Source organism: Rufibacter latericius (assembly GCF_003721515.1).
GTDB lineage: Bacteria > Bacteroidota > Bacteroidia > Cytophagales > Hymenobacteraceae > Nibribacter > Nibribacter latericius.
On sequence record NZ_RJJD01000008.1, the window covers coordinates 487,240 to 503,655 of the forward strand.

The window sequence follows — 16,416 nt, forward strand, 5'->3', positions numbered from 1 at the left end:
GCCACAATTCCTAACTTCGCTCTCCATTGACCTGAACTTAAAACATACGCATGTTTCCATCCATAAACCCTACCACCACCCAAGCCTGGGAGAAGCTGACGCAGCATTACGCGCAAATCAAAGACAGCCACCTGAAAGACGCGTTTGCGCAGGACCCGCAGCGCTTTGAGAAGTTCAGCGTCACGTTTGAGAATATCCTGCTGGATTACTCCAAAAACAGGATCACCGAGGAAACACAGACGTTGCTGTTTTCACTGGCACAAGAGTGCGGTCTGCAGGACGCCATTGAGGCCATGTTCACCGGAGAGAAAATCAACTTCACAGAAAACCGCTCGGTGCTGCACGTAGCCTTGCGCAATCAGTCGAACACGCCTATTCTGGAAGACGGCAAAGACATTATGCCGGAGGTAAACCGAGTGTTGGAGCAGGTAGAGAAGTTCTCTGATTCTGTGATCAGCGGCGAATGGAAAGGCTACACCGGCAAGCCGATAGACACCATCGTGAACATTGGCATTGGTGGTTCAGACCTGGGCCCTGTGATGGTAACCGAGGCCCTTAAAGCCTACCAGAAACCCAACATCACCACGCACTTTGTTTCTAACGTAGACGGCACGCACATTGCCGAGACGCTGAAGAAAATCAACCCAGAGACGACGCTTTTCATGATCGCCTCCAAGACGTTCACCACCCAGGAAACCATGACCAACGCCCTGAGCGCGCGTAGCTGGTTTCTGGAGAAAGCCCAGGACGAGGAGCACATCAAGAAGCACTTCGTGGCCCTTTCTACCAATGCCAAAGCCGTTGCTGAGTTCGGGATTGACACGCAGAACATGTTCGGGTTCTGGGATTGGGTTGGCGGACGTTACTCGTTGTGGTCGGCCATCGGGTTATCTATTGCCTGCACCGTGGGCTATGAGAACTTCAGGGAATTGCTGGCCGGCGCGCATGCCATGGACAACCACTTCCGCAAAGCACCGCTGGAGCAGAACCTGCCCGTGATTCTGGCTTTGCTGGGCATTTGGTACAACAATTTCTTCGATGCGCAATCACACGCCTTGTTGCCATATGACCAGTACATGCACCGGTTCGCGGCTTATTTCCAGCAGGGTGATATGGAAAGCAACGGCAAGTACGTAGATCGCAACGGACAACCCGTTAATTACCAGACTGGCCCTATCATCTGGGGCGAGCCGGGCACCAACGGACAGCACGCGTTCTACCAGCTTATCCATCAGGGCACCAAACTTATTCCTTGCGATTTCCTGGCCCCAGCCATCAGCCATAACCCGCTGGGCGACCATCACCCGAAACTCATGGCCAACTTCTTCGCGCAGACCGAGGCCCTGATGAACGGAAAAACCGAGGAGGAGGTGATTGCCGAGATGCACCGCATGAGCTGCTCTGAGGAAGAGATAAACAGCCTGAAAACATTCAAGGTTTTTGAAGGCAACCGCCCTACCAACTCCATCCTGTTCAAGCAACTAGACCCCAGAACCCTGGGCAGCCTTTTGGCCATGTACGAGCACAAGATCTTCGTGCAAGGCGTGATCTGGAACGTCTACAGCTTCGATCAGTGGGGCGTGGAACTGGGCAAACAACTCGCCAAGCAGATTCTGCCGAAGTTGATGTCTGAGGAGGAAATCACCTCGCATGATTCTTCCACTAACGGTCTGATTAAGCAGTTCAAAGTGTTTAGACAGGACGCGTAAAATTTGTAAAATCTTCTTGAATTCATTCCGGTTATCTATTCCTGTGAACGGATGACCGGAATGAATTTTTGTTTAAATTCTAGTTTACAGGACTTATTCCTTCAATATGAATGGTTTAGAGAAGCTACTTGATCAGTGTGAGAAGAATATAGATTTCTACACAAAGCATCTTGATAGCTTAAGGAGAAACATTGCACTTCAAGAAGAAGCAAAAAGGTTGCTGAATACAATAAATCCGGAACAAGATTATGTCGACTTTAAAGAAATGGAGCAGTTTAACAACTACAATGGCTACATCACTATTTCGACTTTGGATTTATCAGTTAATCTCATGAATTTGGTTAAAGCTAAAACAGACTGGGAGAAAATATTTTTTATCAAATACTCATATCTGATAATTTATGAAACCATCGACAAATTAAAACCTTTAAAAGGAAAATCAGGAATACAAACTATAGTTGAAAGCAACTATCCAGATTTAGAAGGAAGCCTTAAAAGTTTATTTCAAGACATAGACGCTTTCAAGAAAGCAACTGATTATAAAAAGATTGAGAATACCCGAAACTATACAGCAGGACACATTGAAAAAAGTTTGAAAAAATATTACGACACAGCCTATAAGTTAGATGGCGAGGAAGCCGCAAGTTTCATAAACCAATTCTTAATCATTTTAAACAAAGCACTATTTATAACTCGGGATTATGCGGTTATAGCGAACAAAAATCAAAAAGAGAAGAGCAGAGATACAAATGTTAGACTAAACAATTTGTTAGATGAAATTCAAAGTTTCATCAGAAAATAAACTACTTCTAACAATGTGTTTATGAATTATATCCGGATGTTGAGCATTCAAATGTAGATTTCTACTTTGTTTTTGTGGTTACTTAGTTTAAAATATTCCAATTCCCATAATTTCATAAACATTTTGAAATCATAACTCAATCTAATTAAACTACCTCAAACCCTACTTCTCTCAACATGCCTCCCATCCACTTCACCACGCACATTGGAAAACTAGAGTACCTCATGGGCACCCACTACTTGGAGATTCCGGCTGAGGTGGTGCAGCAGTTGGGCGGCAAGTTCAACGTGCGGTTGCTGGTTACCGTGAATAACACGCTCACTTATCAAGGCGGCATTGTAGCGCTAGGGCAAGGCAGAGGGTACATCACGCTCACCAAACAGCGCCTGAAACAACTTGGCCTTCAAGAAGGTAGCCCAGTGAAAGTGTCACTTGCCAAAGACGAAAGCAAATACGGCACGCCCGTGCCAGAGGAACTTACTGAGTTATTTAGGCAAGATGATGAAGGCAAAGCCCGTTTTGACCAGCTCAAGCCCGGCATGCAGCGGTACATCATCCAGCACGTAGCAGCGGTGAAGAGTTCGCAGCTCCGGATTGACCGTTCCATTATGCTTGTCCAAAACCTGAAACGGCTGAAGCCGGGGAAAGAAACCTTTCGGGAGATTCTGGGGCTGGAGAAAAGGGAAGTATGAACGGAAGACTCCAAGCCTTGGAGTAGAAAGGAAAACCAGAGAAGCGCTTTAGGGCTGTTTTCAGGAAACCGGCTCTGAAACGTTTTTTCCCCTTAAACGCGAGAAGAGTATTCACCCTTTTGGCACAGGCTGCAACTGAACTTTGAGTGGTATTGAAAACAAAGAAGCTCTTCCTTAGAAAGAGCTTCGCTACGAAAAGGCAAATAGGAAAAGTCAATTAAGAGACTACTGGGGCATACAGGCATTCAAAGAGGATGCTGTTTAATGACATCATGGCTCTGGCTCCCTGTAACAGCTCCTGAAAATGCAGTACATCGGTTAACGTCAGGACGAAGCAACGCTCAGAGCGGTAAGGCATCAGCACTTGTACATCAGAGGCCCGGGAAGGGTCTTTTACCATCTGCTCCACATTGATGGCGTCTACCTGCTGCTTCAGCGCCAGGAAATCCTTCACCTTGAACGGGGAAATGCCCCCGGCAAACTCCACAAAATAGCAGTTATAGCGATTGCACTGGTAAACAGCGCCGTAGATAGTCCGGAATAACTCTTGCAGATTAGGAGGGGTAGGCATAGGGGAATCAACTGAAGCTCAAAAGGAACACTGCAAAAATAGGCACTGTTTAGAATGAGTCCAAATAAAAAGAGATGATTATTATCATCCTCCCGTATCTAAGACAAAAAAAGGCGTTTCTGGCCTGCTTTCTAAGAAACAGGCCAGAAACGCCCAGGCTAGAAGCAACTCTCGCCTATTTGTCCCGGTTCACGAGTTTTGAGAAATGGCTGTCTTTCTCATCCTGGTACAGGAAAGCCAGCTTCTTTTCCTCGAACTTCTCAAAGAACTCTTCCCAGCTAATGTCTTCCAGGTTGTCCTCGGCGTAGCCCGGGAAATTGATGCGCAGCAGACCGGCTTCCTCGCCTTTTCCGGTGCCTTTCACAGAGGCAGGCTTGCCTTTGCGGGCCTCAGCCCATTTCCGGATGGTATCATGGTCGGTGGTGGTTTTCGCTGATTCTGACATAGTGTACATGCGTTTGGTTTACTTTCATTTTACCGGGCGAGCCTTAAAAAGTTACCGGTCCTTCGCCTACTTCCCCCCGAAACTTATACCGTACTTTTACGGTTTTACTTATATGCAATTTCCCACGACAATAACGATGAGACTTCTCGCTTTTGCTTTTATATTTTTATTCGGTTTCAGTTCCTGCGCCCAAAGCCCGAAGGAAAAACAAACTGCCACTAAAACTTCCTCGGCCACTAAACAGCCTTCGGTTCCTCGTGATAGCTTAGCCATAGCCACCTTTGCGGGGGGGTGTTTCTGGTGCACCGAGGAAGCCGCCGAAAAGCTGAAAGGCGTGCATGACGTGATTTCGGGCTACACGGGCGGCTCCACCAAGAACCCCACCTATGAGCAGGTAAGCACCGGCCTAACCGGCCACGCGGAGGCCGTCCAGATTTACTATGACCCGAAAGTAGTCTCCTACCAAACCCTTTTGGAGGCCTTCTTTGCGGCGCATGACCCCACCACGCTTAACCGCCAGGGCCCGGACGAAGGAACCCAGTACCGCTCGGCCATTTTCTACCGCACCCCCGAGGAAAAAGCCCAGATTGAGGAATACATGAAAAAACTGAATGCTACCCGCGCCTTCCAGGCCCCTATTGTCACCGAAGTAGCGGCCCTTAAAGAATTCTACCCCGCCGAGGAAGAGCATCAAGACTTCTACCGTAACAACCCCAACAACCCCTACATGCGCGCGGTCTCTACCCCTAAAGTAGAGAAGTTCAAAAAGAAGATGGAAGGCAAGTTGAAGGACGAGTAGTAATTTTTGAATGATTGAGTGCATGTGTTTCCTGAAAGATTTATAGTCCTAGTAATTTCACCGCTGGACTTCACCACTGACGCGAACCTCCGGCTCGTGTCTGCGCGCATTGCTGATAAGGTTAATGGTTATCCCACTTTGTCATCATGGAAAGATCTTGTGGGCAAACTAGAAAGCCGGAGAAGAAACAGTTCTTCCATTTGCGCGAAAGACCCTTTCAAAAAGGCAAATTGATATAGAGCGCGTGGCAATGCGTGCTGACACGAGTTGGAGGCTCGCGCCAGCGAAACAACCTGTGAATAGGAAGCAGCCAGAAAGAATGAACAGCTTAGAACAAGGCCGTAGCAAGAATCCACACGTTGGTAGGTTTTAGCCCTCCTTTTTCCAAACTGGCTTAAAATCTCTGCCTTCAATTATTCACCTAATCTCTTAATCATTCAATCTCTCAATCTCCCATTAATTCCGGCAACTAACCCTTCTTCCACTTCGTTTCCAGTAACCGGCAAGAATGGCTAGCTTTGCCCCTGTTTTTCTAGAAAAGATTTACCTTTGAAAGCAACTCAATTTTTGGAGCTGTACCGGCAGGATCCCGTGGTGCAAACCGTGGCCCAGCGCCTGCAGACTCCTGAACCTCAACATATACAACTCAAAGGGCTGGTGGGTAGCCTTGATGCCGTGGTGGCGTCTGCCTTGCAAACCATGCAGCCCAACACGCACCTGTTCATCCTGCATGACCGCGAAGAGGCCGCTTACTTTTACAGCGACCTTTCCAACCTGTTGGAAGAAGGCCAGGAAGTGCTGCTTTTCCCTAGCTCGTACAAGCGCGCCTACCAGTTCGATGCCACCGAGAACGCCAACATCCTGCTGCGTGCCGAGGTCCTCAACCGCCTGAACAACCGGGCTGGCGCGGGTGCCTTAATCGTGACCTACCCCGAAGCGCTCACTGAGAAAGTCATCAACAAAAAATCATTGGTAGCGAATACGTTGGGCGCAAAGGTGGGCGAGAAACTGGATGTGAATTTCCTCACGGAGATGCTGGCCAGCTATGACTTTGAACGCACCGATTTCGTCTACGAGGCCGGTCAGTTTGCCGTGCGCGGGGGCATCGTGGACGTGTTCTCCTATGCGAACGAGTTGCCGTTCCGTTTGGAGATGTTCGGGGATGAGATAGAAAGCATCCGGACGTTTGACCCCAACACGCAGCTTTCGGTGGAACAGAAAAAGCAGATCTCCATTATCCCCAACGTGCAGACCAAGCTTCTGCAGGAAACCCGTGAGTCGTTTCTGGCCTTTATTCCTGAAAACAGCATCATTTGGGTAAAGGATTACCGCCACTCCGTGGATGTGGTGACTGAGTCGTTTGAGAAGGCCGAACAAGCGTTCAAAGAAATGCTGGAGCATAGTGCCGGCGTGCAGATCGTTTCCAACCCCGAGGACCTATTCGAATCAGGCAAGAATTTCAAAAAGACGCTTGAAACGTTCACCATGGTGGAGTTTGGCAAGCGCTTCAACTTCCGCAATGCCGAGGTGGTGCAGTTTCAGGCGCATCCGCAGCCCTCGTTCAACAAAGATTTCCAGCGGCTGGTGGCCAACCTTCACGAAAACCAAAGCAATGGCTACGTGAACGTCATCGCCGCCGAGTCGCCGCGCCAGGCAGATAGATTAACTACCATCTTTGATGAACTGGACCACGACGTACGTTTCCACCATTTGATGCTGGCGCTGCGCGAGGGTTTTGTAGACGATCTGGTGAAACTGGTGTGCTACACAGACCACCAGTTGTTTGAGCGTTTCTACAAGCACAAAACCCGCGAAGGCTACTCCAAATCAAAGGCGCTTACCCTCAAGGAACTCCGCACGCTCAAGCCCGGCGACTATGTCACGCACATGGATTACGGCATAGGAAGGTTTGCGGGGCTGGAGAAAGTAGAAGTAGGTGGCCGCTTGCAGGAGGCTATCCGATTGGTATACCGCGATGATGATTTGCTCTACGTGAGTATCCACTCGCTGCACAAAATATCTAAATACACCGGTAAGGAAGGTACGCCGCCCACCATGAGCAAATTAGGCTCACAGGAGTGGGAAAACAAGAAGAAGAAGGTCAAAAGCAAAGTCAAAGACATTGCCGCTGAGCTCATTTCGCTGTACGCCAAACGCAAGAAAGCACCCGGTTACGCTTACTCAAGAGACGGTTTCCTACAGGCCGAGCTGGAGTCATCGTTCATTTACGAAGACACCCCAGACCAGGGCAAAGCCACCGAAGACGTGAAAAACGATATGGAGCAACCACACCCCATGGACCGATTGGTCTGCGGTGACGTGGGCTTCGGGAAGACGGAGGTAGCGATACGAGCGGCATTCAAAGCGGCTTGTGACGGCAAGCAGGTAGCGGTTTTGGTGCCTACCACCATCCTGGCCATGCAGCACTACAAAACCTTCCGGGATAGATTAGAAGCTTTTCCCGTGAACGTGGAGTACATCAACCGTTTCAAAACCACCAAGCAGATAAAGGAAACCTTGTCCAGAGTGGCGGAAGGCAAAACTGATATTCTCATCGGAACGCACCGTTTGGCCAGCAAAGACGTCAAGTTTAAGAACCTGGGCCTTCTGGTGATTGATGAGGAACAGAAGTTCGGCGTGAAAACGAAAGATCGTTTGAAGGAAATCAAGGTGAACGTAGACACGCTCACGCTTACCGCTACGCCTATTCCGCGTACGCTGCACTTCTCCTTGATGGGCGCCCGTGACCTTTCCGTGATTGCCACACCACCACCTAACCGCCAACCGGTACAAACTGAGTTGCATGTGTTTGACGATACACTCATCAGAGACGCCGTGGCTTATGAGTTAAAACGCAAAGGCCAGGTTTTCTTTGTGCACAACCGCATTTCAGACATCGAGGAAATGGCCAACCTTATTTTAAGGTTGGTGCCTGATGCCCGGGTGACGTACGCTCACGGTCAGATGGACCCTGAGGAGTTGGAAAAACGCATGATGCGCTTCGTGGAGGGCGAGTATGACGTGCTGGTGAGCACCAACATCATTGAAAGCGGCCTGGATATCCCTAACGCCAACACCATCCTCATCAACCGGGCACACATGTTTGGCTTGAGCGATCTGCACCAGATGCGCGGGCGCGTGGGCCGGTCCAACAAGAAAGCGTACTGCTATTTGCTAACGCCGCCGGTATCCGGACTTCCGTCTGATGCCCGCAAGCGTTTGAGTACCCTGGAGGAATTTTCTGACCTGGGCGAGGGCTTCAAAATTGCTATGCGCGATCTGGACATCCGCGGGGCGGGGAACATGCTGGGCGGCGAGCAGAGCGGGTTCATCAACGATTTGGGGTTTGAGGCCTACCACCAGATTCTGGACGAGGCGGTGCAGGAACTGAAGGAAACGGAGTTCCGCGACTTGTTTTTCAAAGAGCTGGAAGCCGACAAACTGCTGGACCCAATTCGAGAGTGTTCTGTGGAAACTGACCTGGAAATCCTCATCCCCGATTCCTATATCAGCAATATCTCTGAGCGTCTGCAGATGTACAGCAAGCTTGACCGCGTGAAAGACCTGGAAAGTCTGGAGAAAATAGTGGAAGGCATGATTGACCGGTTCGGTCCGCTGCCCGCCGAGGTGGAGCAGTTGGTGAACATCGTGAAGATGCGCTGGGAAGCCTGTCATTTAGGATTTGAGAAGCTTACGCTCAAAAAAGACACCTTGAAGGGCTACATCCCCAGCATGAACAACGAGGCCTTCTTCCAGTCAGAAACGTTCAGCCGAATCTTGAAATACGTGCAGCAGCATCCGCGCCGTTCAAGGTTGAAGGAAGCCAAAGATAAACTCATTGTGACGGTAGAGGATGTTTCTACGTTACAACAGGTCAAAGGCATTTTTGAAGAGATGCATGTTTAAAACCGTTTAGGGGCAGTTTTCAACAAAACTGCCCCTAAACGGTTTTGCTCTCAATCCTTTTTCGCTACAGGGCTTCCCTGTAGACCCACTTTACAGAATTTAATGCGCTTCCGTTCATGAAGTCTTCCTCCCTGCCCGCTGCCTCTCCTGATCTTCATTCCATCTTTAAGGCACTACCAAGGCCCTACATTGTGGTTTCCCCAGACTTTACTATTGTAGAAGCCAGTGACGCCTATCTGGCCTCTACCTTTAAAGACCGGTCCATCCTGGGGAAGTACCTGTTTGACGTGTTCCCAGACAATCCAGACCTGGCTACCGCAGACGGGGTTCTCAACTGGAGGCAGTCGCTGGAATTTGCCCGGGATTACAAGATGACCCATAAAATGGCGCTCCAGCGCTATGATGTGACGCGGCCAGTGGAGATGGGCGGTGGGTTTGAGGAGAAGTACTGGCAACCTTCCAATTCGCCCGTGCTGGATACCAGCGGCAACGTGCTCTACCTTATCCATGAGTCGGAGGATGTCACCCAGCACGTCAAATCTCAAAAGGAAACCGAAAAGCAGGCCCAACAAGCCCAGCAAAATCTGGAGCGGTTTGAGCTCATTGCCAAAGCCACCAATGACGTAATCTGGGACTGGAGCCTGACCGATGACACCATCTGGTGGAACGACGGGTTCCAGGTGACATTTGGCTACAAAGCGGAAGAAATTGAGCATGACATCAATTCTTGGTACGGCCGTATTCACCCCGATGACGCGGAACGGGTAGTAGAGGGCATTCACCTTGTCATTGATGGCGACGGTTCTACCTGGCAGGATGAATACCGGTTCAGAAAAGCAGACGGCACCTACGCCGAAATCCTGGACCGGGGCACCGTTGCCCGGGATGCAACTGGAAAACCTGTGCGCATGATTGGGGCCATGCTGGACCTCACCGAGAAAAACCGCTATGCCGCTGAGCTCAAAGCCAGTGAGCAGCACGTGCGTGCCTTGCTGGAGGGAATTCCTGAGATTGCCTGGGTAGCCCGCGCCGATGGCTATATCTACTACTACAACAAAGCTTGGTACGCCTATACCGGCAACACCCACCCAGACGAAGGCTGGGAGAAAGTGATTCACCCTGAAGACCTGCACCCCACCTTTTCTACCTGGAGCCAGGCTCTGAGCACCGGCAAAGAATACGTGAACGAGGCCCGCCTGAAACAAGCCTCAGACGGGCAGTACCATTGGTTTTCCATGCGCGCCACCCCCTTGTACGATGGGCAAGGCAATATCCGGGCATGGATAGGCGTAGACACAGACATTCAGGAGCAGAAAGAAATCCAGCAAAAGCTCAAAGAGCGCGACGAGTATGTGCAACGCATGCTGGCCCAGGCTCCGGTACAGTTTGCCGTGGTGAAAGGGCCAGATTGGATAGGTGATTTCGCTACCCCCCAGTTCACGCAATTGGTAGGCGGCCGCGAGATGGTGGGCAAGCCGTTCAAAGAGGCCCTGCCGGAACTGGAAACCCAGGGATTCTTTGACCACATTGCCAGGGTATACGCTACCGGCCAAGCCTATTTCGGGAACCAGACACCTGCCTATCTAGACAGGAAAGGCACCGGTGAATTAGAACTGGGCTACTTCGATTTCGCCTACCAGCCGCTGTTTGATGAGCACCACGCCGTGGAAGGGGTCATGATCCTGATTGTGGAAGTAACCGAGCGCGTACGGGTTCAGGAAGAAGCCGCCAAACTGGCCCAGGAATTGAAAGTCTCGCATGAGCGAACCCTCAAGATTCTGGATGCCCTTCCTCACATGACGTTTACCGCCCGGCCAGACGGCTATGTAGATTATTACAGCCAGCAATGGTACGATTACCTGGGCACCACCGAGGAAGAGTTAACCGGCTGGGGATGGGAATTCTTTATTCACCCAGATGACATCCGGGCTACCCATGAAAGCTGGAGCCACTCTCTTGCTACCGGGGGAACGTATATGATTGAAAACCGATGGCGCACCAAAAACAGCGAAGAATACCGGTGGTTTCTGGTACGCGGAATTGCTGTTCGGAACGAGGCAGGGGCCATTACCATGTGGGTGGGCTCGCACACAGACATCCAGGACCAGAAACAAATGTTGCTGGACTTGCAGGAAAGCACCAAGAATTTCCAGTTCCTGGCCGATAGCATGCCCCAACTTGTCTGGACCACTGACCCCGACGGCTACCATGATTATTTCAACCGGCAATGGGTGGAATACACCGGCTATGACGTGGAAGCCAGCAAGGGCACCCATATGTGGAACAACCTCCTGCACCCAGATGACCAGGAACGGGCCTTCTCCCGGTGGCGGCATTCGCTGCGCACCGGCGAACCCTACGAAGTGGAATACCGCTTCCGGCGGGCCTCAGACGGGCAATGGCGTTGGTTTCTGGCCCGGGCCCTCCCGCAGCGGGACCAGAACGGCACCATTCTGCGGTGGTTTGGCACGTGTACTGAGATTGAGGACCAGAAACGCAACGAGGAGCTTATGGAGCAAACCAACCAGGAGCTCCGCAGCATCAACGAGGACCTGGACAGCTTTGTCTACACCGCCTCGCATGACCTCAAACTGCCCATCATCAACATGGCCGGCATTTTCCAGGAACTCACCAAAAGCGCCACCTTCCATGACCCAGACGCCCCGCTTCTGATCAACATGTTCAATCGGTCTCTGAAGCAGATTAATGCCACCATTTCAGATCTGTCTGAGATTGTGAAAGTGCAGAAGGAAATTGACGCCCATCAGGAAGAGATCCACCTATCTGAACTGGTAGACGAGGTCAAGCTCAGCATCCAGGACCTGATCCAGGGCTCGGGCGCCAAAATCACCTGTGACTTTTCGCTGGGTTCATCGCTGGTATATTCCCGCGTGAACCTGAAGAGTATTTTCTACAACCTCATCAGCAACGCGGTGAAATACCGCTCGCCAGACCGGGTACCAAAGGTGCACCTGCAGACGTACCAATACCAGGGATTTACCGTACTCACCGTGCAGGACAACGGCTTGGGCATGGACATGGAGAAACACGGCCCCAAGATGTTCCAGATGTTCAAGCGCTTCCATAACCACGTAGATGGTTCTGGTTTGGGCCTTTACATCCTTAACCGCATTGTGCAGAAAAACGGCGGCCGTATTGAGGTAGAAAGCCAGGTGAACGAAGGCACCACCTTTACTATTTATTTTAAAAACCACGTTTACTAGCGTAAGCGCTTCTATATTTGTCCTATGAAAAAGTTAAACCTGATTTTATTGGTTGACGACGACGAGACCACCAATTACCTGAATAAGCGGCTCCTTACCCGTATGGAAATCGCTGAGAACATTGAGGTAGTCACCAACGGAGAAGAGGCACTTAACTTTCTGAAAGAGGCCATCGCCGCAGGGCAGCCTCTCCCAGATCTCATGTTCCTGGACATTAAAATGCCTGTGATGGACGGGTTTGAGTTCCTGGACCAATACCACCAACTGCCAGAGACAGCCCAGAAATGCATTCTGGTCATGATGCTCACCTCATCGGCTAGTTTCTATGACCTGGAGAAACTCAAAAAATACAACGCCGTGGAACAGCACATCTCCAAACCCCTGGAAGAAGCCCACGTGCGCGAGATCCTGAACCAGCACTTCAGCTAAACGAAAACCAAAAGTAAGATATAAAAGAAGGGCGGTCTTGAATATTCAAGGCCGCCCTTCTGCATATTGGAGGATGTAACGATGTTAATTTTTTCTACCGGAATTCAGGTCAGAGACACAATCCGCTAAACGTTTATCTCACGTTCAGGCCGGCATCAGCGAAGATAGAAACCAAGGTTCCATTTCCGGCTACAGAGGAGGATAAAACCGATTTCCCAATTTTAGCCTGACCGTGCGCAAACCCAGATATCACCAGGAAAAACAACAAGAAAACACCCAACAGAGGTAAGTATCGTTTCATAAAAAGGTACGCTTGAAAATGATTTCTTCCACTTACTGAAATCTTTTTCAAAGGTTTTCCACACCCCTTCTCCTTTCCTGCCCTTTTCCTGAAAACACCCCAAAAATAAAACCAGGAACCACAGGGGCTTAACCCTGCGGCAACGCCATCGTACACATACCTACCAATTCCCTCTTCCTCAAGAGGTATCTATTGTGCTATTAAAACAAATAGAATCATGGACAGCAATCAAAGATACAATGAGTTCCGTCCGGGTCCGGACGGCAACGCCGAGAATCACCGGATAGGCCGTGAGTTGTACAACCGCGACCAGCAGCGGAACCAACCTACCCAGCCGGGAAACGAAAACACCTGGGACAACGGTAACCATTTCCATACCGGGCCTAATAACCAGCAACGGAGCCACTTCCCGGAAGACTCCCATCAGCGCAACTCCAACGCCGACCTGGGCGCGAGCCTGAGCAAACACTACGGTAACAGGGAGTACAGCGCCTATCGCAACCCTAACAGCCTGAACTACGGTGACGGCCGCGGCAACAACACGCACTTTGAGCGCCGGCAAGAGAATTCCTCTTTTCAGAATAACAACAGCAACAACTATTCACCTTACGGCGATGGCCGCGGCAATTACTCCGCCCGCCAGGATTCTGATGGGCATGCCCACAACCGCGTGCATTCAGAAGACAGACTTTCTGAGCAACGCCGCAGAGATGATTCCAATGAGAACTACTACCGCGGCGGCTACATGGATTCCCGCGGCGTGCGCGAAGAACTCCCTCGCCCAGATGACAACCCTTACAACGACTGGCCAGGAGGCCGCAGCCGCTACAAAGACGATGACTACCGGTACGGCAGCGGCAACCATGACTGGTACAGAGAGCAACGCTACACCGCCGATGACGGCCGCGTCATGGACCGTGACAAAGGCGACATCCTGGGAGATATGCGCGAAGGTGCCCGCGAGGTTTGGCACGATGTGAAAAATATGTTTTCCCGCAACTCTCACCAGCACCCAGACCATGACCGTCATGACCAAGATAACCGTCGGCATGACCATGACTATGAGTACCGCTCCCGCCATGACCGCGGCACCGAGCGAGGCCCGCGTTGGTCAGACGAGACAGACTCCGGAGACGACAACAATTCCCGTTACCCGCGCAACAACAACCCGCGGAACTATTAAACAGAGGTTCTTTCCCGTTGAGAAACCATGAGAGCCCTGATGATAGCCATTGCCGTAACCAGCGTAGTAGCCTCCTATTTACTTCTCCGGGCATTCCCCGAGGATGAGGTCTCCGCTGATGGTTACCCCGAAGCATAACCCTACCACCTTTTAAGTCCGGAAGCCGGTGCCTTTTGGTACCGGCTTCTTTTTTTACCCGAGTTTCTGCGCCCTTTTTCGGAAATTTGCCTTAAAACAGCTTCCCGCCATGTTAGAAGAATTGCTGCCCCAGATCAGAGCTTGCCAGATGTGCGCTGCCCACCTGCCCCACGGCCCCAGACCAGTGTTGCGGGCAACTACTTCGGCGCGGCTTATGATTGTGGGCCAGGCACCCGGCACCAAAGTTCACGCCTCCGGCATTCCCTGGGATGACCAGAGCGGTAAACGCCTGCGCAGCTGGCTGGGGCTCACGCCCGATGAATTCTACAACGAAGCCCACGTAGCCATTGTGCCCACTGCCTTCTGCTACCCCGGCACTGGCCCTTCCGGCGATCTGCCGCCCCGCCCAGAGTGTTTCCGGCACTGGCATCCGCAGTTGCTGCCTTTGCTGCCCAACATCCAGCTTACCCTTCTCATTGGAACCTACGCACAGCGGGCATTCCTGGGCGTAAACGCCAGACCAACCCTCACCCAGACGGTAGAAGCCTGGCAAGACTACCTGCCCAAGTTCCTCCCTTTGCCCCACCCCTCGCCCCGAAACATCGCCTGGTTTAAACGCCATCCATGGTTTGAGCGCGAAGTAATTCCTACCCTGCAGGAAATTGTGCAGGCAACTTTGCCCGGCTAAAAGAAGCAATGCGTTTTTTACCTATTTTCACCAAAACAGGCTGAAAGCGCATGAGTATTTCTTTGCAGAGCAAACTGCCCAACGTAGGCACCACCATCTTCTCCACCATGAGCCAACTGGCCTTGCAGCACGGGGCCATCAATCTATCCCAAGGTTTCCCTGATTTCGATTGCCCCCCGGAGTTGATCGATCTGGTAACCCAAGCCATGCGAGCGGGTCATAACCAATACGCGCCAAGTCCCGGCTTGCCGTTACTGCGGAAGAAAATCAGCCAGAAGACGCAGCAGCTTTACGGCCATTTTGCCCATCCAGACACCGAAATCACGGTAACCTCGGGTGCCACTGAAGCCTTGTTCGCAGCCATTTCCGCCGTGGTACAGCCCGGCGATGAAGTGATGGTCCTGGAGCCCTGTTATGATTCCTACGTACCTGCCATTGAGCTCAGCGGCGGCGTGCCAGTGTTCGTGCCCCTGCGCTTCCCAGATTTCAGTGTAGATTGGCAAAAGGTAGAAAATAACCTGACGGAGAAAACGCGGCTGCTCATCATCAATTCGCCGCACAACCCCAGCGGGGCCGTCTGGCAGAAAGAAGACCTGGAAGAACTGATCCGCCTCACCCAGAAATTCCCATTCCTCATCCTAAGCGACGAAGTCTACGAGCACATGGTGTTTGACAACCAGCCGCACCACAGCGTACTCACGGTTCCGGCCTTGGCCGAGCGATCGTTCGTGGTCTCCTCCTTCGGGAAAACCTACCACACCACCGGCTGGAAAGTAGGTTACTGCATCGCACCCGCAGCCCTCACCACCGAGTTCCGGAAAGTACACCAATACCTTACCTTCAGCACGGCAACCCCACTGCAACACGCTATCGCTGCCTACCTAGACAACCAGGAACATTACCTCACGCTGCCGCAATTCTACCAACAAAAACGCGACCTTTTCGCCTCGCTGTTACAGCCTTCCAAGTTTGAGCTGCTACATAGTGCCGGCACGTATTTCCAACTAGCCCGATACTCTCAAATCTCTGATTTATCTGATGTGGACTTCTCCCAAAGGCTCACCAAAGAAGCCGGCGTTGCCGTAATCCCAGTCTCCGTGTTCAACCATGATGGCCTGGATCACCAGGTAATTCGGTTCTGCTTCGCCAAGAAAGAGGAGACCTTACGAGCTGCCGCAGAACGGCTGTGCCGGTTGTGAGACTTGAGTTCTGAGTCATGAAAGGTTTTTGAAGGCAGTTATCACAAAGGCAGCCTTAAAACATCAGTCCGCAGAACGATGCAGACATTGCAGCAACTCCAACAATTCTCAGAATCATGCATCCAATTACCACTGGGCCGCATGCGTAGCCCAGTGGTAATTGGATGCATGCAGTAGCTTTTCCAACGACAATACCCTACGTCAACTATGAAACAAAGGACGGCAGCGGGGTGGTACTGAATTGAAGCCTCACTGTCTGAGCGTCAGCGAGTTTGAGGCTTCTTGATTCTTTTGGTTACTTTTCTCATCAAGGAGAAAAGTGACAAACGC

General features: G+C 51.2%; 13 protein-coding genes. 10 read left to right on the plus strand and 3 right to left on the minus strand.

Annotated elements, in window-relative coordinates:
- Positions 1-50: 50 nt before the first annotated feature.
- The 3 genes from pgi to EFB08_RS14040 all read left to right on the plus strand — a co-directional run bounded on the left by pgi (position 51) and on the right by EFB08_RS14040 (position 3,203).
- Positions 51-1,709 (plus strand): glucose-6-phosphate isomerase, encoded by a 1,659-nt coding sequence (gene pgi / locus EFB08_RS14030; protein WP_123127576.1) that lies wholly within the window; start codon positions 51-53, stop codon positions 1,707-1,709.
- 106 nt (positions 1,710-1,815) lie between these two features.
- Positions 1,816-2,511 (plus strand): hypothetical protein, encoded by a 696-nt coding sequence (locus EFB08_RS14035; protein ID WP_123127577.1) that lies wholly within the window; start codon positions 1,816-1,818, stop codon positions 2,509-2,511.
- A gap of 176 nt (positions 2,512-2,687) precedes the next feature.
- Entirely contained in the window at positions 2,688-3,203 is a 516-nt protein-coding gene (locus tag EFB08_RS14040; RefSeq protein WP_123127578.1) for a YdeI/OmpD-associated family protein, read from the plus strand.
- A 217-nt stretch (positions 3,204-3,420) separates the two neighbouring features.
- Here the strand turns inward: EFB08_RS14040 and EFB08_RS14045 are convergent, their stop codons facing one another.
- Positions 3,421-3,774: a hypothetical protein gene (locus tag EFB08_RS14045; RefSeq protein WP_123127579.1), complete on the minus strand. Its 354-nt coding sequence runs from the start codon at positions 3,772-3,774 to the stop codon at positions 3,421-3,423.
- Between the two features lie 175 nt (positions 3,775-3,949).
- Entirely contained in the window at positions 3,950-4,219 is a 270-nt protein-coding gene (locus EFB08_RS14050) for a hypothetical protein (RefSeq protein WP_123127580.1), read from the minus strand.
- Between the two features lie 136 nt (positions 4,220-4,355).
- Here EFB08_RS14050 and msrA point away from each other — a divergent pair, with 136 nt between their 5' ends.
- From msrA to EFB08_RS14070, 4 genes are all read left to right on the plus strand, one after another.
- A complete protein-coding gene (gene msrA / locus EFB08_RS14055; RefSeq protein ID WP_123127581.1) occupies positions 4,356-5,018 on the plus strand; it encodes a peptide-methionine (S)-S-oxide reductase MsrA in 663 nt (220 codons plus the stop codon).
- A gap of 549 nt (positions 5,019-5,567) precedes the next feature.
- Positions 5,568-8,924, plus strand: a complete 3,357-nt coding sequence (gene mfd, locus EFB08_RS14060; protein WP_123127582.1) for a transcription-repair coupling factor — start codon at positions 5,568-5,570, stop codon at positions 8,922-8,924.
- Positions 8,925-9,040: 116 nt separating this feature from the next.
- Positions 9,041-12,148: a PAS domain-containing protein gene (locus tag EFB08_RS14065; protein WP_123127583.1), complete on the plus strand. Its 3,108-nt coding sequence runs from the start codon at positions 9,041-9,043 to the stop codon at positions 12,146-12,148.
- A gap of 24 nt (positions 12,149-12,172) precedes the next feature.
- Positions 12,173-12,577, plus strand: a complete 405-nt coding sequence (locus tag EFB08_RS14070) for a response regulator (RefSeq protein WP_123127584.1) — start codon at positions 12,173-12,175, stop codon at positions 12,575-12,577.
- Between the two features lie 133 nt (positions 12,578-12,710).
- Here the strand turns inward: EFB08_RS14070 and EFB08_RS23535 are convergent, their stop codons facing one another.
- A complete protein-coding gene (locus EFB08_RS23535; protein ID WP_165864904.1) occupies positions 12,711-12,878 on the minus strand; it encodes a hypothetical protein in 168 nt (55 codons plus the stop codon).
- 217 nt (positions 12,879-13,095) lie between these two features.
- On the opposite strand from EFB08_RS23535, the gene EFB08_RS14075 reads away from it, so the two are divergent.
- The 3 genes from EFB08_RS14075 (at position 13,096) to EFB08_RS14085 (ending at position 16,086) form a co-directional block, all read left to right on the plus strand.
- Positions 13,096-14,061, plus strand: a complete 966-nt coding sequence (locus tag EFB08_RS14075; protein ID WP_123127585.1) for a hypothetical protein — start codon at positions 13,096-13,098, stop codon at positions 14,059-14,061.
- A 247-nt stretch (positions 14,062-14,308) separates the two neighbouring features.
- The gene (locus EFB08_RS14080; RefSeq protein ID WP_123127961.1) at positions 14,309-14,887 is read left to right on the plus strand and encodes a uracil-DNA glycosylase family protein; all 579 of its coding nucleotides are present in this window, start codon (positions 14,309-14,311) and stop codon (positions 14,885-14,887) included.
- 50 nt (positions 14,888-14,937) lie between these two features.
- Positions 14,938-16,086, plus strand: coding sequence for a pyridoxal phosphate-dependent aminotransferase (locus tag EFB08_RS14085; RefSeq protein ID WP_123127586.1), 1,149 nt, complete (start codon positions 14,938-14,940; stop codon positions 16,084-16,086).
- The last annotated feature ends 330 nt before the right edge of the window (positions 16,087-16,416 follow it).

Coding starts and splice junctions, on each gene's coding strand:
- pgi (WP_123127576.1), top strand. CDS start 51: ATGTTTCCATCCATAAACCCTACCACCACCCAAGCCTGGGAGAAGCTG.
- EFB08_RS14035 (WP_123127577.1), top strand. CDS start 1,816: ATGAATGGTTTAGAGAAGCTACTTGATCAGTGTGAGAAGAATATAGAT.
- EFB08_RS14040 (WP_123127578.1), top strand. CDS start 2,688: ATGCCTCCCATCCACTTCACCACGCACATTGGAAAACTAGAGTACCTC.
- EFB08_RS14045 (WP_123127579.1), bottom strand. CDS start 3,774: ATGCCTACCCCTCCTAATCTGCAAGAGTTATTCCGGACTATCTACGGC.
- EFB08_RS14050 (WP_123127580.1), bottom strand. CDS start 4,219: ATGTCAGAATCAGCGAAAACCACCACCGACCATGATACCATCCGGAAA.
- msrA (WP_123127581.1), top strand. CDS start 4,356: ATGAGACTTCTCGCTTTTGCTTTTATATTTTTATTCGGTTTCAGTTCC.
- EFB08_RS14065 (WP_123127583.1), top strand. CDS start 9,041: ATGAAGTCTTCCTCCCTGCCCGCTGCCTCTCCTGATCTTCATTCCATC.
- EFB08_RS14070 (WP_123127584.1), top strand. CDS start 12,173: ATGAAAAAGTTAAACCTGATTTTATTGGTTGACGACGACGAGACCACC.
- EFB08_RS23535 (WP_165864904.1), bottom strand. CDS start 12,878: ATGAAACGATACTTACCTCTGTTGGGTGTTTTCTTGTTGTTTTTCCTG.
- EFB08_RS14075 (WP_123127585.1), top strand. CDS start 13,096: ATGGACAGCAATCAAAGATACAATGAGTTCCGTCCGGGTCCGGACGGC.
- EFB08_RS14080 (WP_123127961.1), top strand. CDS start 14,309: ATGTTAGAAGAATTGCTGCCCCAGATCAGAGCTTGCCAGATGTGCGCT.
- EFB08_RS14085 (WP_123127586.1), top strand. CDS start 14,938: ATGAGTATTTCTTTGCAGAGCAAACTGCCCAACGTAGGCACCACCATC.